Source organism: Chryseobacterium sp. LJ668 (assembly GCF_019613955.1).
Lineage (GTDB): Bacteria > Bacteroidota > Bacteroidia > Flavobacteriales > Weeksellaceae > Chryseobacterium.
This window is the reverse complement of sequence record NZ_CP080443.1, coordinates 1,547,547-1,569,573: the sequence shown is the minus strand read 5'-3', so window position 1 is coordinate 1,569,573 and position 22,027 is coordinate 1,547,547. Positions and strand designations below refer to the sequence as shown.

At 35.4% G+C, this 22,027-nt stretch carries 20 protein-coding genes; 6 read left to right on the top strand and 14 right to left on the bottom strand.

What is annotated here, in order from left to right; translation table 11 throughout:
- Nucleotides 1–75: 75 nt before the first annotated feature.
- The gene (locus tag K0U91_RS07390) at nt 76–1,683 is read right to left on the bottom strand and encodes a fumarate hydratase (protein ID WP_220178951.1); all 1,608 of its coding nucleotides are present in this window, start codon (nt 1,681–1,683) and stop codon (nt 76–78) included.
- A gap of 155 nt (nt 1,684–1,838) precedes the next feature.
- Here K0U91_RS07390 and K0U91_RS07385 point away from each other — a divergent pair, with 155 nt between their 5' ends.
- A complete protein-coding gene (locus K0U91_RS07385) occupies nt 1,839–2,282 on the top strand; it encodes a hypothetical protein (RefSeq protein WP_220178950.1) in 444 nt (147 codons plus the stop codon).
- A gap of 1 nt (nt 2,283) precedes the next feature.
- Nucleotides 2,284–3,678 carry a class II fumarate hydratase gene (gene fumC / locus K0U91_RS07380; protein ID WP_220178949.1) on the top strand — a complete coding sequence of 465 codons (1,395 nt, stop codon included), beginning with the start codon at nt 2,284–2,286 and terminating at the stop codon, nt 3,676–3,678.
- Nucleotides 3,679–3,735: 57 nt separating this feature from the next.
- On the opposite strand, the gene K0U91_RS07375 is transcribed toward fumC, so the two are convergent.
- From K0U91_RS07375 to K0U91_RS07335, 9 genes are all read right to left on the bottom strand, one after another.
- On the bottom strand, nt 3,736–4,467 hold the full coding sequence (locus K0U91_RS07375) for an ABC transporter ATP-binding protein (RefSeq protein WP_219969714.1): 732 nt from the start codon (nt 4,465–4,467) through the stop codon (nt 3,736–3,738).
- 4 nt (nt 4,468–4,471) lie between these two features.
- On the bottom strand, nt 4,472–5,938 hold the full coding sequence (locus K0U91_RS07370; protein ID WP_220178948.1) for a DUF5687 family protein: 1,467 nt from the start codon (nt 5,936–5,938) through the stop codon (nt 4,472–4,474).
- 365 nt (nt 5,939–6,303) lie between these two features.
- Complete coding sequence (locus K0U91_RS07365) at nt 6,304–7,896, bottom strand: hypothetical protein (RefSeq protein ID WP_220178947.1); 1,593 nt, start codon at nt 7,894–7,896, stop codon at nt 6,304–6,306.
- Between the two features lie 595 nt (nt 7,897–8,491).
- Nucleotides 8,492–10,141 (bottom strand): DNA repair protein RecN, encoded by a 1,650-nt coding sequence (locus tag K0U91_RS07360; protein WP_220178946.1) that lies wholly within the window; start codon nt 10,139–10,141, stop codon nt 8,492–8,494.
- Nucleotides 10,142–10,212: 71 nt separating this feature from the next.
- Nucleotides 10,213–11,115: a type IX secretion system protein PorD gene (gene porD, locus K0U91_RS07355; RefSeq protein ID WP_220178945.1), complete on the bottom strand. Its 903-nt coding sequence runs from the start codon at nt 11,113–11,115 to the stop codon at nt 10,213–10,215.
- A gap of 72 nt (nt 11,116–11,187) precedes the next feature.
- The gene (gene coaBC / locus K0U91_RS07350) at nt 11,188–12,390 is read right to left on the bottom strand and encodes a bifunctional phosphopantothenoylcysteine decarboxylase/phosphopantothenate--cysteine ligase CoaBC (RefSeq protein WP_220178944.1); all 1,203 of its coding nucleotides are present in this window, start codon (nt 12,388–12,390) and stop codon (nt 11,188–11,190) included.
- A 123-nt stretch (nt 12,391–12,513) separates the two neighbouring features.
- Nucleotides 12,514–12,837: a DNA-directed RNA polymerase subunit omega gene (locus tag K0U91_RS07345; protein WP_129535667.1), complete on the bottom strand. Its 324-nt coding sequence runs from the start codon at nt 12,835–12,837 to the stop codon at nt 12,514–12,516.
- 42 nt (nt 12,838–12,879) lie between these two features.
- The gene (locus K0U91_RS07340; RefSeq protein WP_220178943.1) at nt 12,880–13,875 is read right to left on the bottom strand and encodes an outer membrane protein assembly factor BamD; all 996 of its coding nucleotides are present in this window, start codon (nt 13,873–13,875) and stop codon (nt 12,880–12,882) included.
- Between the two features lie 97 nt (nt 13,876–13,972).
- Nucleotides 13,973–14,602 carry a TetR/AcrR family transcriptional regulator gene (locus tag K0U91_RS07335; protein WP_219969720.1) on the bottom strand — a complete coding sequence of 210 codons (630 nt, stop codon included), beginning with the start codon at nt 14,600–14,602 and terminating at the stop codon, nt 13,973–13,975.
- A 90-nt stretch (nt 14,603–14,692) separates the two neighbouring features.
- Here K0U91_RS07335 and K0U91_RS07330 point away from each other — a divergent pair, with 90 nt between their 5' ends.
- The 4 genes from K0U91_RS07330 (at nt 14,693) to K0U91_RS07315 (ending at nt 17,202) form a co-directional block, all read left to right on the top strand.
- Nucleotides 14,693–15,319 (top strand): TatD family hydrolase, encoded by a 627-nt coding sequence (locus tag K0U91_RS07330; protein ID WP_219969721.1) that lies wholly within the window; start codon nt 14,693–14,695, stop codon nt 15,317–15,319.
- Nucleotides 15,312–16,049 carry a tRNA threonylcarbamoyladenosine dehydratase gene (locus K0U91_RS07325; RefSeq protein WP_219969722.1) on the top strand — a complete coding sequence of 246 codons (738 nt, stop codon included), beginning with the start codon at nt 15,312–15,314 and terminating at the stop codon, nt 16,047–16,049. Before K0U91_RS07330 ends, K0U91_RS07325 begins: the two co-directional genes overlap by 8 nt.
- The gene (gene rnpA, locus K0U91_RS07320; protein WP_219969723.1) at nt 16,036–16,410 is read left to right on the top strand and encodes a ribonuclease P protein component; all 375 of its coding nucleotides are present in this window, start codon (nt 16,036–16,038) and stop codon (nt 16,408–16,410) included. The genes K0U91_RS07325 and rnpA overlap by 14 nt, the downstream gene beginning before the upstream one ends.
- A gap of 183 nt (nt 16,411–16,593) precedes the next feature.
- Nucleotides 16,594–17,202 carry a DUF4126 domain-containing protein gene (locus tag K0U91_RS07315; RefSeq protein ID WP_220178942.1) on the top strand — a complete coding sequence of 203 codons (609 nt, stop codon included), beginning with the start codon at nt 16,594–16,596 and terminating at the stop codon, nt 17,200–17,202.
- Nucleotides 17,203–17,246: 44 nt separating this feature from the next.
- On the opposite strand, the gene K0U91_RS07310 is transcribed toward K0U91_RS07315, so the two are convergent.
- The 4 genes from K0U91_RS07310 to K0U91_RS07295 are packed head-to-tail and all read right to left on the bottom strand — an operon-like array spanning nt 17,247 to nt 21,963.
- Complete coding sequence (locus K0U91_RS07310) at nt 17,247–19,412, bottom strand: hypothetical protein (RefSeq protein ID WP_220178941.1); 2,166 nt, start codon at nt 19,410–19,412, stop codon at nt 17,247–17,249.
- A gap of 1 nt (nt 19,413) precedes the next feature.
- Nucleotides 19,414–19,935, bottom strand: coding sequence for an LPS assembly lipoprotein LptE (gene lptE / locus K0U91_RS07305; protein WP_219969726.1), 522 nt, complete (start codon nt 19,933–19,935; stop codon nt 19,414–19,416).
- A gap of 16 nt (nt 19,936–19,951) precedes the next feature.
- The gene (locus tag K0U91_RS07300) at nt 19,952–20,653 is read right to left on the bottom strand and encodes a hypothetical protein (protein ID WP_219969727.1); all 702 of its coding nucleotides are present in this window, start codon (nt 20,651–20,653) and stop codon (nt 19,952–19,954) included.
- Nucleotides 20,654–20,679: 26 nt separating this feature from the next.
- The gene (locus tag K0U91_RS07295) at nt 20,680–21,963 is read right to left on the bottom strand and encodes a sigma-54 interaction domain-containing protein (RefSeq protein WP_220178940.1); all 1,284 of its coding nucleotides are present in this window, start codon (nt 21,961–21,963) and stop codon (nt 20,680–20,682) included.
- Nucleotides 21,964–22,027: the final 64 nt, after the last annotated feature.

The following is a 22,027-nucleotide window of genomic DNA, read 5'->3' as shown; positions in this document are numbered from 1 at the left end:
GCAAAAATAGAACTTTTTTCTTTTTTATCAAAAGATATAGAACGTAAATTTCGCAATTTATTTTTATTTAAACGATTAATGCGCAAGATTGGCGAAGAAATCATTTCCTTTATCGTCGGTAATAATGAATGCAGGGAAATCTTTTACCTCGATTTTTCTTACTGCTTCCATTCCCAATTCCGGGAAATCGACCACTTCGACTGACAAAATATTTTCTTTTGCCAGAATTGCAGCCGGCCCGCCAACTGAACCGATGTAGAAGCCTCCGTACTTATGACAGGCATTGGTTACATCAGTTGTTCTGTTTCCTTTTGCCAGCATCACCATACTTCCGCCATGACTTTGGAATTCATCCACATAAACATCCATTCTTCCCGCAGTCGTAGGCCCGAAACTTCCTGATGCCATTCCCTCTGGAGTTTTCGCCGGTCCTGCGTAATAAATCGGGTGATTTTTAAAATAGTCAGGCATGGGCTTTCCGGAATCTAAGAGTTCTTTGATTTTTGCGTGAGCAATATCTCTTGCAACAATTAAAGTTCCGTTTAATTTTAATCTTGTTTTGATCGGATATTTTGAAAGCTCAGCCAGAATTTCAGGCATTGGTTTATTTAAATCAATATCAACTGCTGCTTCTAAATGTGGAGATGTTGCAGGTAAAAATCTTTTCGGATCTTGTTCCAATTGCTCTAAGAAAATTCCTTCTTTGGTAATTTTTCCTTTGATATTTCTGTCTGCCGAACAAGAAACTCCCATTCCGACTGGGCAAGAAGCCGCGTGACGAGGCAATCTGATTACACGAACATCGTGCGTTAAATATTTACCTCCAAACTGAGCCCCGATTGCGCTTTCCTGGCAGATTTTCTGAACTTTCGCCTCCCATTCCAGATCTCTGAAAGCCTGACCAGCTTCATTACCTTCTGTAGGAAGATGATCATAATATTTTGCAGATGCTTTTTTTACTGCAGCCAAATTGGCTTCTGCAGAAGTTCCCCCAATTACTAAAGCTAAGTGGTAAGGTGGGCAAGCCGCTGTTCCCAAGTCTGAAATTCTCTCTTTTACAAAAGCTTCAAGAGATTTCTCGTTTAATAAAGATTTCGTTTTTTGATAAAGGAAAGTTTTGTTGGCAGAACCTCCACCTTTCGTTAAAAATAAGAAATCGTAAGAATTTCCTTTTTTAGCATAAATATCAATCTGCGCCGGAAGGTTTGAACCAGAATTTTTTTCATCAAACATCGTCAAAGGTACAACCTGAGAATATCTTAAATTTCTTTTTTGATATGTATTGTAAATTCCTTTACTTAAATATTCGCCGTCTTCAACTCCGGTGTAAACGTTTTCACCTTTCTTTCCCATCACAATTGCAGTTCCGGTATCCTGACAAGAAGGTAAAGCTCCTTCTACTGCAACCGCAGCATTTTGCAGTAAGTTATAAGCAACAAATCTGTCATTATCCGTAGCTTCAGGATCGTCAATAATTCTTTTTAAGCTTGCCAAGTGTGAAGAACGAAGCATAAAAGAAACATCTGCCATCGCTTCTTCAGCCAATAGCTCAAGACCCTTCGGATCGATGGTTAAAATTTCTCTTTCACCATGCTGCTCAACTTTCACATAATCTGAAGTCAATTTTTTATAAACCGTATCATCTTTCAAAATTGGATACGGATCCTGATATCTAAAATCCATTTTACTTTCTATTTTCGGTGCAAAAATAAAACATCGAGAAAAAAGCATGAGCAAAATCAACAATTTTACATTGTATTTATAATCATTATAAATTGCGGGTTATTCAATTATTGATTAAATTTATAGATCAACAATCTAATTATCTTTCTATGCCAATGAAAAATATTTTATTAATCATTTTTATTCTGTTCATTAATAAAAGTATTGCTCAAAATTTGCATGACAACGAAACTCAACTGTCAGGAATTTGGATGGGAGAGGTTGAAAAGCATCCAATAAGGCTTGAAATTATTCAAGACAAAAAAAATTCGACTATATTGATATTCACTAATTTCCAAAATGAAAAGTTCAGCATTCTTAAATCTGACATCTCTGCAAATAAAAAAAACGAGTTTGTCATTAATATTAAAAATGCAAAATTTTCTGATCCAAACTATGAGAAATGTGTATATAACCAAGGTATTCTAACTATTTCAGACGTAACCCAAACTAATATGAAATTAGATCTAAAATCAGTGGGACCAAACTGTTTTCTGAGTTACGATGTTATAATGAATATGCCAGATATTAATAATTTAAAATTGACTAAAGAAAAATAAAATGAATTACAGAATAGAAAAAGACACCATGGGTGAAGTGCAGGTACCTGCAGAAAAATTTTGGGGTGCACAAACAGAGCGTTCAAGAAACAATTTTAAGATCGGCCCGGAAGGTTCTATGCCTCATGAAATAATTGAAGCTTTTGCTTATTTAAAAAAAGCTGCTGCATTTACTAACACCGATTTAGGAGTTCTTTCTGCTGAAAAGAGAGATATGATCGCAAAAGTTTGTGAAGAAATCTTGGAAGGGAAATTAAACGATCAATTCCCGTTAGTGATTTGGCAGACTGGTTCTGGAACGCAGTCGAATATGAATGTTAATGAGGTAATTGCCAATCGTTCGCACGTCAATGTAGGAGGAAATCTTGGAGATAAAACAGACGTTCATCCGAATGATGATGTCAACAAATCTCAGTCTTCAAACGATACGTACCCTACAGCAATGCACATCGCAGCGTATAAAAAGGTTGTTGAAACCACAATTCCTGCGGTTGAAAAACTGAGAGACACTTTAGCTGAAAAAACAGAAGCTTTTAAAAATATCGTAAAGATCGGAAGAACACATTTGATGGATGCCACTCCTTTGACTTTAGGACAGGAATTTTCGGGTTATGTTGCTCAGTTGAATTACGGAATTAAAGCTTTAAAAAACACTCTACCCCATCTTTCTGAACTTGCTTTAGGCGGAACTGCTGTAGGAACTGGATTGAATACTCCTCAAGGTTATGATGTAAAAGTGGCAGAATATATCGCAAAATTCACCAATCTTCCTTTTGTAACGGCAGAAAATAAGTTTGAAGCTCTGGCAGCTCATGATGCGATTGTAGAATCTCATGGCGCATTGAAGCAGCTGGCTGTTTCTTTATATAAAATTGCTCAGGACATCAGATTATTGGCTTCAGGGCCTCGTTCGGGGATTGGTGAAATTCACATTCCGGAAAATGAGCCGGGCTCATCCATCATGCCCGGAAAAGTAAATCCTACACAAAATGAAGCTTTAACGATGGTTTGTGCGCAGGTTTTAGGAAATGATACTACGATTTCTTTTGCAGGAACTCAGGGAAATTACGAACTGAATGTTTTCAAACCCGTTATGGCTTATAACTTCCTGCAATCTGCACAATTGATTGCCGATGCCTGTATCTCATTTAATGATCACTGCGCAGTGGGAATAGAACCTAATCACGAGAGAATTAAAGAACTGGTAGATAAATCTTTGATGCTGGTAACGGCTTTAAACACACATATTGGTTATGAAAATGCTGCAAAAATTGCAAAAACAGCCCACAAAAACGGCACAACGTTGAAAGAAGAAGCGATCAATCTAGGTTTTGTGACTTCTGAACAATTTGACCAATGGGTGAAGCCTGAAGATATGGTGGGAAGTTTGAAATAATCATTTTCGAACTAAAGTTTATAAAATAAAATCCTCGAAAATTTCGAGGATTTTTTATTATTCAATAGAAGTCTCTTCTTGTGGTTTGTTGACCTGATCTTCAAAATACTGTTCTAATTCTTTCAGTGTTTCGGGATTAGTTTTAATGTCTTTTACCAATTGTCCTTTATTCACTACAACAATCCGGTTACAAACTTCGGTCGTATGAGAAAGATCGTGGCTCGAAATGAGGAATGTTACTCCACTTTGTTTTGCTAATTCTTTAATCAGGTTTTTAAGCTTAATCTGTGTGGAAGGATCGAGGTTTGCAAAAGGCTCGTCCAAAATAACGATTTCGGGATTTCCGATGATCGCACCCACAATTCCTACTTTCTTTTGGTTGCCTTTTGAAAGATCACGCACGTATTTTCCTGAATTGACAATTTCGCCATTAAAAAGATCATGAAACTGCTTTAGGAACTCATCAACGGACGCTTTATTCTGACCTCTCAATTCTCCGATAAAGTAAAAATATTCTTCAGGTGTGAGATATCCGATCAAAAAAGTATCGTCTACGAAAGCGGCAACTTTTGATTTCCAGGCTTCAGATTCATTCACTTTGATCCCGTCGATACTTACAAAACCACTTGTAGGCTGTATTAAATCGAGCATTAAGCTGAATAATGTAGTTTTTCCTGCTCCGTTGTTGCCAACCAAACCGAATGTTTCTCCATTTGGAATTTCAAGATTTTCAATATTGAGAACGGTAGCTTTTCCGTATGTTTTAGATAAATTTTGTATAGTGATCATGGAATTAATTTTTTGATTTGAATGCGTCTAATGTGCTGTATTTTTCTCTTTTGTACTGTTTTACAATAATGTCGAATATTTTTTCCCGGAATAAAAATCCTATTAATCCCAGAACTGCAATACTCATTACGGCGGGAGTCATCCCGTAGAAGTATTTTGTAGCTCCGAAAACAGCAATAGGTAACAACATTTTAGGAATAAGCAGGAGAAGGCTTTTTAAATTGAAACTATTTTTTTGTCCCATTACTTTTTCTTTAGAGTTGAGATCAATCTGAGTTTTGGTAAAAGCTCCTGACCACAGCGTAAACTGAGAATTTACACCAATGTTGTACAATCCGGCAGCAAAGAAACTGAAATACACTTCCCAACTGATGATTGCATAAAAAAGAGCAACTAGGATAGAAACCGCTGTTACAATATTCATCAGCCACCATTTCGCTTTCAGATATTCTTTGTAAGGAACATTGAGCGTCATCATCAGCGGATAATAGGAACTATCGAAAGAAGGCACTCTCTGCCCAAACAGAAACTGAAAACCGCCTGTCACAAACAATCCCATCAACATCATCATATAAGGTGTTTTGTAAATGGGCGAAGTAAACATCAGTAAACCATAAAAAATAAACATGAAACTCCCGATCAGAACACCTTTGGTGACCTTATTTCGTCTTAACATTTTGATATCATTGTTGATAAAACTTCCGATTGCTCCATATTTATTAAGGAAAGCGATGTTTTCTGTTTTCCCGAAAGTTTTTTTAGCCTCAAGACCCTGATCAAGATAAAATTCTTTGTAAATATATCTGAAACAGATCCACCATAATCCTGCAAATAAAGCTATTGGTAGCAGAACCAGATAAGGCTTTGAATAAAATGAATAGAAAAATTTCTCAGCATAATCAAGAAGAGGGATGATGTTGTAATATCCCAAACCTCCGATGATGGCAAAAACAATTCCTAACGCTATGGCGACATTTTCCCTGTTGTTGACGAGAACATTAATGAAATTATTAAGGTAAAAAAGCAGAGATAGCGAAATAAACCAACATACAATTCCTATAAAGCCAAAACCATTGAACAGACAGATGATGGCAAATGTTACCAGGAAAAAAGAATTCATCCAGCTGAATGGTGAGAGAAAAGTTTTGATCAATGTATAATTGACCAGTGTTTTCTTTGGAATATTGAGCGTAAGAAACGGCTTGATATTCTGTGTAGACATTTGCTGCAGAAGATATTTGAAAACCAGATCTGCAACACATAAAAGAATCATAAATCTCGAGACGATCTTGATTGGGTCTTGCTCCATCTCTTCTCTTACATAGAAAAAAGCCAGGAAAGCTGCACCAATACAATAAGCGATAAAAGAGAGAATCCCGAGAAACCGGAAGATCTTCATCGCCAGATTGACTCCGACCGAAGTGCCTCTAAAAAAACTTTTGATTTCTAACCTCAGAAATTGTACAAACATTGTTTACTTTTTTACATTAGTAAATGGAATGTAGTTTTTGTTACAGATTATAAAGCTAAGTAAGCAAAAATAAAAAGCAGGCGTGCTTTTAGAAATTGTAAGCCTGCTTTTTTGAAAAGCTCTCGAGGATTTGTGTAAACCGTCGAGAGCTTTTGGCAAAATCCTTTAGAGGAGTTTTGCAGAAGCATTACAGCAATAAAAAACCGCAGAAATTTTCTGCGGTTTACTACTTACTATTTGTTACTTTTCAAGTCTTTATATATCTTGAAAAGTAAAAATATTAACAATACTAAACAAAGTATTAAAAAACTCTGCCAAATAATCAAGCCGCTTCCACTCTGTATTATATCCATAATTACTCTTTATTAATCAGGTGTTCCGCTAATACTCATAGCATTTCCTGTAATATTATTATACTTTGTCTTTATAAGGTAGCTATCTGCATATGTAAAATCCAAATCTCCAATTTTTACACCAATATCAAAATGTCCATTCAAATTAATTTCTACAACATGACCATCTACAGTATGACCGTATGAGTCTTGATTCCAGGTTAAAAATGTTGAAATTCCAGATTTAAAAGAATTTACTTCTAACAAATCAAATTCATTTGTATACGTATTAATATCATCTAATACTGATTTTGCATGAACGTTTAAATAAACAGGTACTACAATATCAAATTTAGCTTTAAATTTTGTTATTTTAGTGTTATTTGCACTATTTTCCAAACTTAAATTATCTGTCGTAAAAGAATTTTTAAAATCTACAATATAATTTTTAAATTCTTCCATATTATTAAATGTTAACGCATTGCTATTGCTAATTGTATTAATAATAATTTTCGAATTTCCATCAGCCTTTATAAACCACTTTTTAAATTGAGTCCAAGTAACACTTTGATTTTCCCAGCTAAACTGCGCTGCCCATTTTACAAAATTTCCTCCTTCCGTAGTTTGGTTTGCAGTATAATAAGCATTTAGACCATTATAATATTCTGTATTAGAATTGATAAGCGTTTTAACTTCAATTGGTAAGCTTCTGACAATCATTGAAAATGAAATTGATAAATTGGGCAATGTAGGTGTTCCGGTATTACAGCCTTCTTGGGTTTCTAATGTAGCACTAGGATCTTGCGGCTGTACAGGCACCCCATTTCCTTCACACGGATTAGATATTCCTGAAGAACCTGCAGAACCTCCGGTAGGAGCTCCCGGTTCTGTACTCGGATTAGTTCCGGGATATGTCGTATTGCCCGGATTATATATAGTTCCAGGATCTGATCCTCCGGGAGTAGGACATACATAATCTGCAGAGTTCACAACTATTACAGACTGCACATCAGCCTCGCATGTTCCGCCATTTTCATCAGCCATCTCACCGTGATTATGAACCCCTTCACTGCAAGTTGTAAAAGAATAATCTACTACCCAATAACAATTATCATTTGATTTCTGCATAATCCCCGATGAATAGGTTCCGCTTTGTAAAGGGGTATAACCTATTTTTCCTGAAAGATCAACTCCGCCACCTGATTGTATAATTTGCTTCTCCTGGGCAATAAGATCGTATGTTATCAGCATTTCCCTATAAGTACCATCTGAAAGCGGGCTTAAGACTAAATTTTCTATGGGCGCATCAGCAGGAGCGTTTTCTCTGATGATATAAAAAGTGTAGGTGTAGTAATTGGGTCCATTTTCAATATAGATCACGCTTTCTGTATCTATAGAAACTCCGTCCGAATAATTCACAAGCTTGCCTTGTGCATTGTTTTTGGCAAAAGTCTTAAACTTAGTCTCAACCTTTTCAAGTTCTGGAAGAAGCTTTGCTTTGTGCTTAGATTCATTTAAAGAAATTCTTTTGGAAGTGAGCTGAAATGCACTTGTGTTGTTGTAGGTTTCTTTTTCCGGGAATTGATCTGTCCTACAGCTTAATAAGAATGCCAATGCCAAAAGCATCAGGGAACTAGTTTTTTCATCTTTGTTGTTTTTAATTTTTTAACACTGCAATAATAAAACAATTTTCATAATAATTCAAACATATTTTTTACTCCACTATATTCGGATATACTTGAATAATTTCTATATTTTTAAAAAAATTCTTTATGGTGAAGTAAAAATTAATTAAATAAGCGAAAATATTTTATACAGGAGATTTTGCAGAATATTTGAACATCAGCCAAACCCAATCCAGCCAAAAGAAAAAGGGGAAGTCGAAATTTCTGAAGAAGAATAGGAAAGGATTTCAAAATTACTGGAAAGTAATATTGAAGAAATAAAAGAAAGTAATGAAAATCAAAATATTACAATTATTTTTAAAATACTATTACGAGTAATAATGGAAGTATTAGCGGAAATTATTATTGCAATGTCCCTGAGTTTCTTTTAGAAAACTAAAAAGAATTGATGGAGATGTTGAAAGAGAATCAGCAAAAAAGCATAGAAATCGATTTGTTGAAGAAAAGAATTGAAGAATTAGAAAAATAAAATGAGTTCCTTCGACAAGCTCAGGATGACATCTCTAATACTAAAACATTTAAATTTCTCAAAAAAATTATCCAATCAACTCTTTAGCCTGCGCCAAAGCAGCATCCGTAATCTTACTTCCGGAAAGCAATTGTGCAATCTCATTCAGTTTTTCTTCTTCGCCTAAAGTGATGATGGTCGACTGTGTTTTGCCGTTGATATCTTCTTTGACAACTTTATAATTATCATTTCCTTTTGCGGCAACCTGCGCAAGGTGAGAAATAACGATCAGCTGCATATCCTGAGACATTTCACGCATCAGATTCCCGATTTCTTCAGCAACTTTTCCTGAAACTCCTGTGTCGATTTCGTCTAAAATAAGAGTCGGAAGCATATCGCTTTCAGCAATAATTTTCTTCACTGCCAACATGACACGCGATCTTTCACCCCCGGAAATGGCAGTTTGAATAGGTTTTAAAGGAAAACCTGAATTTGCCTGAAACAGTAGCTGAATATTTTCTCTTCCAAATTGATTAAATTCCGGAATTTCAGTTAATTCTATGTCTACTTTTGCTTTTTCGAGACCTAATTTTTTCAACAGATCTTCTGCTTTTTTAATGAAAACAGGAACGCTTTTCTTTCTGTTTTTTGAAAGTTTTTCAGCCAAAGACTGAAGCGATTTTCCCTTTTTTGAAATATTCAATTCGATTTCAGAAATGTTTGCCTCAATTTCCGCTGTTCCTTTTTGTTCGCCTGATAACTGATCTCTGATTTCTTTTAACTCATTAAGATCTGAAACGTTATGTTTTAAAAATAAGGTATTAATTTTATTATTCAGCTCAGAAAGTAAAGCTAAATTTTCAGGATTGATCTCTATTTTTTCCGCTTCGTCTTCCAACTCCTGAAGAATATCTTTTAATTCAACAAAAGTGCCTTCCAATCTTTCATCCAATTCAGAAAAAGAATGAGAAACTTCGGCAATTTTCGACAGTTTATTTTTAGCTTCATTAAAGAAAGACAGAATCCCGATTTCTTCCTGGTGAAATCTTGCCAGAATCTGGGCTATATTTTCAGAAATCATTTCCGCATTTTCCTGTACGGAAAGATGATTCTGCAAATCATCATAATCTACATCATCCAGCTTCAGATCTTCCAGTTCGTTCAGTAAAAACTGTTTATAGTCGCTCTCTTTTGTGTTTTCAGAAAGCTGAGTCTGTAGTTTTTTAAGCTGTAATTTTAAATTTTGAAATTCTAAAAAATCCTGCTGATAGTCTTCAATGAATTTTTTATTTTCCGACAGTCCGTCGATAATTTTAAACTGATAATCTGCGGTAAAAAGATTTGACGTTTCAAACTGTGAATGAATATCAATTAACTGTGAAGTCAATTCTTTCAGCACATCCAATGTCACCGGAACATCATTGATAAATGCTCTGGATTTCCCTGAAGGCAAAATTTCACGTCTTATAATCGTCTGATGCTCATAATCGAGATCATTTTCAATAAAGAATTTTTTAAACTGATCGTTTAGATCAAACTCTGTTTCTACAATACTCTTCTCTTCAGTTTTGGAAATTGATTTTAAGTCTGCCCTTTCGCCCAATATCAACCGAAGCGCACCCAAAATAATCGATTTTCCGGCACCTGTTTCCCCAGTAATCACCTGTAAACCATTTTTTAAAGACACATCTAATGCATCTATAAGGGCGAAATTTTTAATGTATATTCTCGAAAGCATGATCAGTAGCAGATTACTTTATTACTGCAAATATAAAATTTTAGAATTCAGAATTCAAGAATAAGGTGTTTTTACCTCCACTTATTCCATCTCGTATCGGCATACTTGGGTGCAAAAGTGATCATCAGCTGCTTTAAGTCATTCATTACAATTCCGCCGTTGTTTCCTGAATTAAATATATTGAAAATCTCATCATACTTGGTGTTGATAAATGTATTGAAGAAATAATTCTGCTGGAAAGAGTTTTCGTATGTTCTTAGCTGCATCAATGCATCAAAAATAATCTTTTTGGGTTGGGTCTGATCCTGATTAAATAATCCATCTAATCCGGCTCTGTGATACGTGTACATCGACTGGCGAAGCTGGCTCATGTTTGGATTTAAAATTTCTCCGATCAAAATAGAACGGCTTCTCGGATCATTGATTTGTCCCCACCCATCATAGCCACGATTTTGGGAATTTTGTGCAATCTGTTGCGCTTTGGTAAACCATTGTGTTCCGCCGGAAGCCTGAAAACTGTCGGCATCGTAGCCTAAAATGAGATACACATAAAAGCTGATGACATCAATTAAGTTTTTTCCTGAAAACTGTCTTTCATTGAAGATCAGATTTTCGTTTTCAACGTAGTCAAAACCAAATTTTGTATCCTGAAGGTTGATTAGCGGCGATTCATAAGATGAGCTGAAAACCGGACGAACTGCCTGAATAACAATACTCCCTTTATATTTGTTCCCATCTCTTTCGCTGAGAACAATAGAAAAATTAGATTTTATTTTTTCGAAATTCTGAAGCTTTTTCCCAGTCCAGCTTGTATTATTTACAAAGTCTCTAAGGCTTTTTTCCAAAGCTTTAAAAGCCTGCTGATTACTGCCCCCCAATTGCTGTGCATTTACCTGAACCGTTGCTAGAAGCTCCTGAGCGAAACCAAAGTTGCAAAACAGAAGTAAAAATAAAAGTATCGTATATTTTTTCATGTGTATCTATCTTAAATGTTTGTAAGCCAAACCAAGTATAATTTAATTGTTGAGAACGGAAATTTATAAAAATTATTTTAAAAGCTGATCTTCAATACAATCGAGAATGTCTTTTGCCACATTTTCTTTTGATTTTAGATCAAATTCTGTTGTATCTGTTTTGGTGAATATTTTTATTTTATTGGTATCGTTTCTAAATCCTGCGCCTTCATCACGAAGCGAATTGAGAACAATCATATCAAGATTTTTCTTTTCCAGCTTACCTTTTGCGTTTTCTTCTTCATTTTGGGTTTCAAGTGCAAAACCAACCAAAAACTGATTTGTTTTTTTCTCACCCATCGTTTTAAGGATGTCGGGATTTTTAATCAATTCGATAGTGAAAGTATCTTCATTTTTCTTAATCTTTTCTGAAGCAACCTCTCTTGGAGCGTAATCAGCAACTGCTGCGCTCGCAATCCCAATATCAATTTCATCATAAAACTCAAACACTTTATCGAACATCTGCTTTGCAGAAGTCACTTTATAAAGCTGAATGTTTTCATGTTTTGAGTTTAAAGAACTCGGTCCGGAAATCAAAATTACTTTCGCACCACGTTTTGCGGCTTCTTCAGCTAAAGAAAATCCCATTTTGCCTGAAGAGTGATTGCCGATAAACCGCACAGGATCGATTGCTTCATACGTTGGTCCCGCTGTGATTAAAATTGTTTTTCCCAGCAGAGATTTATTTTCATTGAGACTAAAAAAATCTTCCACTGCTTTTGAAATAGTTTCCGGCTCGGACATTCTCCCCTGACCGATCAATCCGCTTGCCAGTTCTCCACTTTCCGCTGGAATTACAATATGGCCATAATCTTTTGCCAATTCTAAATTTTGTTTCGTAGAAGGGTGCTGATACATATCCAAATCCATTGCTGGAGCGATGAAAACTGGACATTTTGCAGACATATAGGTTGCAATCATTAAATTATCACAAATCCCATGAACCATTTTGGCTAAAGTATTGGCTGTGCAAGGAGCCATGATCATCACGTCTGACCATAGTGCCAATTCTACATGACTGTTCCACGCTCCGTTATCGCCATAGAAATCTGTATAAACCGGATTTTTAGATAAAGTGGAAAGACTCAGTTTCGTTACAAAATTTTCTGCATCAGGAGACATGATCACCTGAACTTCTGCTCCTTTTTTTACAAAATCCCTGATGAGAAAATGAATTTTGTAGGCAGCAATTCCACCAGAAACGGCAATGAGAATCTTTTTCCCGGAAATATCCATGTAGATTATTTTTAAAGCACTAAAATACTTCTTTTTTCTAAGAATAGAAACCTATAGCAACAGCAAAGGTCATAAAGAAAATAATTTCTTTATGACCTTCATGTATAAAAATCACCTGAGTGATTAGTTTCTCTCTTCAGTCTTTCTAAAGTACACTTCACCGTCTAGCCATTCTTGGATAGCGATAGAAGTTGGTTTTGGAAGTTTTTCGTAATGTTTAGAGATCTCGATTTGCTCTCTGTTTTCAAAAACTTCTTCCAATGTGGAATTGTGAACCGCAAACTCGTCTAACTTATTGTGTAACTCAGTACGGATTTCTGCATTGATCTGCTCTGCTCTTTTCCCCATGATAACAATAGCTTCATAGATTGAACCTACTTTTTCTTCAATCTTATCTTTATCGTAAGTAATAGTATTTACTTCTGCTTTTGTATCTTTTACGCTCATTTTCAGAAAATTATTTTATTTATAAGATGGCAAATTTACGAATTATCTTTGGATTTTGAAAGTCGCTGCCGGAGGAGGTGTCTGCAACGCTGCGCTATCCCTCTGGATCTGCATTGCCTGCTTTTCATTAGACACTTGATCCTTGATCTGCTGCTCGGTTTTAGAGTCTTGTGCTAATTTATCAGCTAATTTCTTTTGCTTGGCCGTAAGTATTGCAATTCTCTCTTCGTTCAGTTTCTTTACAATTACAAAATCCTTTTTCTCTTTTTCAAGCTTCTGTCTTATATCTACAGCTGTTTTAGAGTATTCTGTATTCGGCAGTTCTTTTTCAACTAATCTTGTAAATGACAATGCACTTTCTATACGCTCATCCTTCAACTCATAAACAGAGTTTTGCGCAAGAAGATATCTTGACTTCATCATGTAATCATAAATCTGTGGACGAAGTTTTGTACTTGGGAAATCTCCTAAAACATTCTCAAATGCTGCGTCTGTAGATTTGTAATTAGCCATTTTGTAATACTGTTTAGCATTTTCGTAGGCCTTAAATTCTAATTTATACGACAGTTCTTCAATCAGGGTATTGATATTTTTTGATCTTTCAGAATTCGGGTAATTGGTAAGGAAATCCTGAAGTTCATTGATGGCCAACTCTGTACTCGTCTGATCAAGATTATAATCCATCGACCCATTGTAGTAACATAAAGCTGACATATAAGATGCTTCTTCTTTTCTGTTATCCTGAGGAAAACTTACTGCAAAGTTTTTGAATTGGTGACCTGCAAGCTTATAGTTTTTATCATAATAATTGGCATATGCAGAATTGAAAACCACATTCGGGGCATCATCAGTACCAGCAACCAGATTAGGAAGTCTGTCGTAGAGAGCCAAAGCATTTTTCCATTTCTTTTTAGCGAAATTTTCATTAGCGGCTTTCAGGATAAAATTTTTATCCGCGCTTTTCATCGCTTTATCTTGCTGACTTGTGCATGCCGAGATGACAGCTATGGCAAAAATACCTAAAATATATTTCTTCATATAAAATTCAACAGTTTTCGGTTTTACCGATCTATTAATTTGCAAAAATATAACTTTTTTGCTAAAAGATTTTTTTTTATGATTATTTAACGCAAAATTAGTCGGCTGCGTATCCCAAAACGGCAAAAACATTCATCAACAGATTCATTCTCACCTTTTTTTCAGCCTCTTTGGTATAATTTTCATCATCCTTATGAGGAACATACAGCTCGTAAAAGTTTTTATTGCGAATCACGAATAGCGTAGAACCTATAATAGTAGTCAAGATGTCTTCCGGTTTTGGCGTAAAAGTAAAAACTCCGGAAGTAACTCCTTTTTTTATGACGTCATCCAGTTTTCTGACAAATAACTGATAAAAATCTAGAAGTTCATCTTTCAGGTTTTCGGTATGGCGCAATTCCTGAGTGACAAAACCATGGAAATAATTGTATTTAAATAGCTGTCCAACGATATATTTAATCATTTCTTTCATCTGCATTTCCGGTTTTCCATCTTTAATAGTGTCTGCAAATTCAGAAAAATTTTCTCTCGTTTTCAAAACACGATACTGATAAAGATACGACATCATCTTTTCTTTGGACCCAAAATAATATGAAATCATCGCCACATTGATGTTGGCTTTAGAACAAATATCACGTACGGAAGTCCCTTCATATCCTTTTTTAGCAATCAACTCTTCTGCAATATCTAAAATATGGATTTGTTTATCTGTAAATTTTTTTCCCATGTGCTGTTTTAGTAAAGTTAAGAAATTTTTAATATGATTATAAACGAACGTTTAATAATTTATTAAAATTTATTTATTGTATTTTTGAATATGGATTTTTTTGATTTTCATCATCACAAAAAAAATATTCCTGGTGGAATTTATAATCTGCAAACAGGAAGCCAACCTTCAGCAGTTTCTTTTTCCGCAGGCATTCATCCGCAAGATATTCAACAAGAAAATATTAAAAATCAATTTGATTGGCTACAATCTGTTATAACTGACAACTGTTTCGCTATTGGAGAATGCGGTTTGGATGGATTGATTTCTCTTGATATGAAAATTCAGGAAGACGTATTCCTAAGGCAGATCAAAATAGCTAATGAATTCAAAAAACCTTTGATCATTCATTGTGTAAAGAAATTTTATGAGGTCATTTCTTTCAGGAAAAAGTCTGAACAAGCAATGATCATTCATGGTTTTAATAAAAAACAAAGCGTTGCAAATGATCTCCTGAGAAATAATTTTTATCTGAGTTTTGGGAAAGCCGTTTTGTATCATCTATCTTTGCAAGACACTTTGAAAACTGTTCCTTTAGATAAGCTATTTTTAGAGACTGATAACGACGATTTTGATATCAAAGAATTGTATCAGAAAGTCTCGGAAATTAAGAAAATCTCAATAGAACAACTTCAAAAAAAGATTATAGAAAATTTAGAAACGATAAAAAATGGATAAGTTTTGGCTGGAAAGAACGGAACTTCTGATCAAAGAAGAAGGCATAAATATATTAAATAGTGCGAGTGTTCTCGTAGTAGGTTTGGGCGGTGTAGGATCTTTTGCTGCCGAATTTCTGGCAAGAGCCGGGATCGGAAAAATGACCATTATAGACGGCGATACAGTAGATATTACAAACATCAACCGACAGCTTCCTGCATTACATTCAACAGTTGGCAAACATAAAGTGGAAGTGGTTGCAGAAAGACTGATGGATATTAATCCGCAGCTTGAACTGGTAAAAATCAATGAATTTCTGAACCCTGAAAGAATGGGTGAAGTTTTAGATGCCGGTAAGTTCGATTATATACTAGACTGCATCGACAGCATCACACCCAAAGTGAGCCTGATCATTGCCGCGAAAAGAAGAAGAATAAAAATTGTAAGCTCAATGGGAGCCGGTGGAAAATCTGACCCTTCAAAGGTGATGGTGAGAGATATCCACAAAACTGCTGAATGCCATCTTGCAAAACAAGTAAGAAAACGATTGAAAAAAGAAAAAATAGATAAGGGCATCAGATGTGTTTTTTCAAGTGAAATTCAGGATGAAGACAGCCTGAAAATGACCGACGGAAGCAATTACAAAAGATCATTCTACGGAACCATCAGTTATATTCCTGCAATTTTCGGATTGTACGCGGCTGCGGAAGTCATCAATCATTTAGTGAAAAAGACTGATGCAGAACTTTAAATATCCTAAAGAGGAGAAACTTAAAAAAAAAGATGACATTACTTTGCTTTTCGAAAAAGGCAAATGGAAAAACAATGGGAATCTGAGAATCATTATCCTGAAAAACCATCCCGACATTGCAACAGAAAATGTGAAACTGGGCGTGTCAGTTTCAAAAAGATATTTCAAGAAAGCGGTTCACAGAAACCGTATCAAAAGACTTTTGAGAGAATGCTATCGTTTAAATAAAGATTTGTTTAAAGAATATTTCGGAGACAAAACGGTGGCTATGCTGTTTTGGGTTTCTCCTGAATTGCCTGAGAAATTTCAGGAAGTTGAAGAACAGTTTGTAAAATTGTGTCAGTCTCAGAAGAAAGATTAAGTTCAATTGATTATAAATTTTCAGAGATTTTTTTGTACTGAAGCTGAGCTATACTATTTATATCTCGCAGATTGAGCTGATAACGCAAATTTTTATTTTTTTACACCGAAATCTTAACAAAAAATAAATCCCGATTGACATTTTATAATTTTGTAGCTTTAAGCAAACAATTGACGAATTAAAATGCTAGATCAAATTCCTTATTTACCTTATATCTTAAGTGCTTTTATAGGTATCGGTTTGGCTGCTGCATCTGGTTTCAGGGTATTTTTACCGATGTTTGCAGTAAGTGTAGCCTCTTATTTTCATTGGATTCCGATGAGTGAAAGTTTTGAATGGCTGTCGAGCCTGCCTGCTTTAATCACCACCGGAATTGCGATGATTGCAGAAATTCTTGCCTATTATATTCCTTTTGTCGATCACTTACTGGATACAATCTCTGTACCGATGGCGACCGTTGCCGGATCTTTATTATTTGCAAGTCAGTTTACAGAATTGGGCACTTTTCCGCAGTGGGCATTAGCGCTGATTGCAGGTGGCGGAACTGCTGCTACAATAAGTTCCGGGTTTGCAGGACTCAGAGCAGCTTCTACGGCAACAACCGGCGGACTTGGAAACTCTGTTGTGGGAACTACTGAAACAGCAGGAGCAGGATTGATGTCTGTTTTGGCAATGACTGCACCCATTATTGCTGCTGTATTAACAATAGCCATATTAATTATAGTGATTATTTTAGGCCGAAAAGCGTGGCGAAAATTAAGAAACAGAAGACAATCGAATTCTATGAACTGAATAAAAAGGCAGAAATTGATTCTGACTTTTGCTTTTATTAGGGTTTAGCTTTTACCTCTGTTATCTTTAATTTCCTGAATTTTTGCTTCAAAATATTCTTTTCTGTCTGGAAATTTACTGGCCAGAACCAAAAATGCATTTACCGCTTTCGAGTACAGTTTCTGCTCGATATACAGATTGGCCAAAGTCTCTGTCATCAGATGAGAGATATCATCGGTCTTTTCTTTTACAACAAAGTTGACCTCATCTTTTAACTGACTGATTTTCGGATTGTTTTCAATGAATGATTCAATGACTTTATTTTTGATCTCAGTTTTATCAATTGGGGCCTCCTGTGCACGATCGATTTTCAGCCAGCTTTGCCAGGTATTAATAAATCCTGGAACATTGCTTTCGTCGATCTTTTGTTGAGCAGCCTTTTTTTCTTCTTGCTTGGCTTCTTCTTTTGCTTTTTGGTCAGATTTATAAGAAAGACCTAAGCTTGCAATATCTGATCCGAAAAATGAAACATTCATTACAGGAGCTTCACCGTCCTTTTTTTCCGGGGCTTCTGCTGTTCCGGTGTTCTTCGATTCATCAGGAATTTCAGAGCCAACAGTTCCAGAATGAGTTTCTTCCAGAATTTCTGTTGTTTTTTCTTCGATTACTGTTTCAGAGGTAAGGCTTTCCTCAGATTTCTGAATTTCTTTGGGTTGAAAAGCTTCAATAGGATTATTTAGCAAAGAATCCGGACAACTTGTTTCAAAACTCATTGGTTTCCAAGCGGAAACGGGTTCTGTATTTGATTCTAACTCTAAAACTTCATCTTTTACTTTACTAATTTCCTCAGGTTTTTCTTCTTCAAGCTTTTCTTCTACAATCAGCTCAGCTTCTTTTACAACCACTTCTTCCGCCGCTTTTTGCTCTTCACCTACATGAAATGCCTGTGTTTCTGCAAAGCTGATGTCGTGGCCTGTCTCCTCATCAACAATTTCCTTCTTTTCCGGTACACTTTCTTTTTTCGCTTTCATTCTCTTCTCCACTTCCTCTATCAGACGGCGCATTTCGTCCTCATGCTTGTTAATGTTTGATTTTGGAGCTTCAGACTTTGGCTGTGCGGTTTCCTGGCTTTTATTTGACCTTATGGTAACTTCCGGGAAGAAAGAATCTGTTCCGTGAAAGCTCAATTCGGCATTATCATTAATTTTACCTGCAACTTTTTCAGATTCAAGTTTTTCTTCTTCAACAATCAATTCAGGATTTAAAATTTCTGTAGTTTCTTCGGTCTGATTTGGCTGAGACTGATGAGTTTCTTCTCCTGAAATTTCGGTTTTTATTTGAGTTTCTAAAGATTGGATTGATTGAAAACTTAACTCGTTTTCATTGCTTAATTTTTTAGAAACATTTTCAGATTCAATCTTGTTTTCATTAACAATGAGTTCAGATTTCGGAGCTTCAGCAATCTTTTCTGCTAAATTTACATCTGATTCAGGTAAAATTTCCTCTAAATTTAATTCAGCATTATCTGTAATTTCTTCAGCCTGAATTTCTGTTTTAATTGGAGTTTTAACTTCTGCTCCAGAAGATGTTCCGGCTAATTCTTCGGCAACAATTGCTTGTTCGTCATCCGTTTTAGTCAGATTATCTTGATTAGTGACTGGTTTGTGAGTGACAATAACCCCTGATTCTAAAGTGGATTCAAGATCGATGGTTTCGTTGTTGACTTCATCTAAGAAATTTTCTTCGCCATCAAATAAAATCCTGTTTCTTTCGCCTCTTACAACCAAATGTTTGATTTCAGGCTTTTGGGCGATCAAACCTTCAGAAGCAGCTTCATAGTCGTGATTTGAGAAACTTATGGCTTCTCTCTTTATGGAAATCTCTTCCTGCTTATTTTTATTTTCTAAAGATGTCTTATTGTCTTCAAGAGGAGCTTCGACTGGATTTTCAAAAACTTTTTCCTGTTTTTCTCCGACAATTTCAGGACTCATCTGATGGATTTTACCGTTAATCAGCTGATACAGTATTTTTTTGTCTGTGGTATAAGCAGCAGTCGCAGAAAGTGCTTTCTGATAATTTTCTTTATCATACAAATGAACCCCGTATAAATGCAATGCTCTGATGTTTTGAACATAGGGGAAAGAACTAATTTCCTCTTTCAAAAGATGGAGATCTTCTGATTGAATATTTTTCGGATTTTTTAATAATTCTAAAACTCTAGTATGTATCATCTTACCAATTCGCTACGATGTCGTTAAAAATTTTGTTGATAATCCGGTCTGTTGCAATTTTCACCTGCGAAACCTCAATGTCATTTTGTGATAAGTTACTGTTGAAAACCGCTTCATCAGAGTACGTTCTATCAAAACTCAGATCTGGATGCAGCTTATTTTCGTAATGAACTTTAACCGTAATTGTCAGTTTATTCTGTGAATCCTGAATAACACCTGCAGCTGTATTCTGCGTGGTAGAACTGATTGTTGTAGGCGTAATCGTATAATCAGTGATTTCACCTTCAATCAGAATATCCGGATTTTCTTTTGTTCCTTTGAGAGTCGTTCTCTGCAAAAACCTATTCTGAATATCCGTTGAAAACTGCTGTGATAAGGTAGGATTTACCAATGGTGAGTTATTGGGAAATTCATTGATCTGCACTGTTTTTTCATCAACGAGCGATGAGCCTGTAAAACTGTAGCAGGAATTTAAAAATCCGACACAAATAATTAATAGAAAGAAGCTTTTCAACTGACTCATCATAAATTTTTAAAACTTAATATTTTTCCTGAATTCCAATTTCTGAAATCTCGTCGTGCTCAATCTGACTCATTGCATCTTCATAAGCAAAATAGTTGGCCACATATACGAAAGGCATAGTAGCAAATAAACCAATACCACAAGCAAGAATACCTGCATACATGATGATCACCAATAAAAGTGAAAACAAAAATATGGAGAGCAAATTACCTTTAGTCATAACCTTTGAAGTGTTCCAAGCAGTTTTAATATCTGTTACATCTTTCAAAGAGATCAAAGCCGGAATGTAAAAGCCTTTTAACATAATATAAATAAACGCTATGTAAATAATTGCAAAAATGGGCATCATTATAAACATAATCCACGGTGACGGATCATCACCTTGTGAATAGGCTATGACCGGCATCAAAATCATAAACGGAATATAAATTAACATGAATCCGCCTATCAAAATCAATTGAAGTATAAAGTAAGGCATAAATTTATCAAAATTAAAAACATCACTCGGGCTTGCCTGTTGACCTCTATTCACTTTTCTTAAATACTCATAGAAATTTCCTGCTCCCAACATTCCACAGAAGGGAATGATTCCCATCACAAGACAGCATAAAAATGCTACGAAAATGTTTCCGAAATCTTTTTTCAAAAGTTCAAAACCTTTACTCAGGTATTCTCCTAATTTAAAATTGATTGGTTTTGCGGTAAAGTTTACGTTCATAATTTTTGATTTTAATATTTAATGGTTTAGTCTTCTAAGTTATATTGTTTTATTTTTCTGTATAAGGTTCTCTGCGAAATTCCGAGCTCATCTGCAGCTCTGTTTCTTCGTCCGTTATGCTTTTCTAACGCCTTGATAATCAAATCTTTTTCATTATTTTGAAGCGACAAAGATTCTGGTCTGTTTTCTTCTATCTCAATGTCTTCGAAATCTTCATAACTATCTTCTGTGTTTGACACAATCGTTGGATTCTGAATATTCTGAACGTTATTATTTTCAAAAAACAATAAAGAATTCGGACTTGTATTCTGCTGTGGCTCAGGCGTATAAATTCGATTAATTAAATTCTTTTCCTGATTGCTCAGGTCATTTACACCTCTATTTTTTATCAATTCCGAAGTTAAGGATTTTAAATCATTAATATCATTCCGCATATCAAAGAGAATTTTGTACATGATTTCCCTTTCGTTTCCAAAATCAGTTTGTTTTTGCGAATTCGGATGATTGACAACCATTGGCAGATGAGAATCCATCGGGATATATTCTGCTAATTTTGCGACAGTCACACTCCGATCTGTTTCTACCACCGTCATTTGCTCAACTAGATTTCTGAGTTGTCGCACATTTCCGGGAAATGTGTAATTTTCGATATAATGAACTGCACTTGCCTCAAGCTGTAATTCAGGCATTCTGTATTTTTCGGCAAAATCAATCGCAAATTTTCTGAAAAGCAAGTGAATGTCACCTTTTCTCTCTCTTAAAGCCGGCATATCAATCTGCACCGTATTCAATCGGTAAAACAGATCTTCCCGGAATCTGCTGTCCTGAATCGCTTTCATCATATTGACATTGGTAGCCGCAACAATTCTCACATTGGTTTTCTGTACTTGCGAAGAACCTACTTTCATAAATTCACCGCTTTCTAAAACTCTCAATAAACGAACCTGCGTCTGCAAAGGTAATTCGCCTACCTCATCTAAGAAAATTGTACCGCCATCTGCAACTTCAAAATACCCTTTACGGGTTGCTGTTGCGCCTGTAAAAGCTCCTTTTTCATGTCCGAAAAGTTCAGAATCGATGGTTCCTTCAGGAATTGCACCGCAGTTGACAACGATATAAGGCTGATGTTTTCTTTTTGACTCTGAATGAATGATTTTGGGGATAAATTCTTTTCCTACACCACTTTCCCCGATAACCAAAACTGAAATATCGGTAGGTGCAACTTGTATAGATTTTTCTAAAGCACGGTTCAGAGCCGGAAAATTTCCGATGATACCAAAACGTGCTTTTATAGATTGTAAGTCTGCCATTTTCTTGATTTAAATATTAAAAAATAATGATTTTTGAAATTGATGAGTAATCGCTTTGTGATTT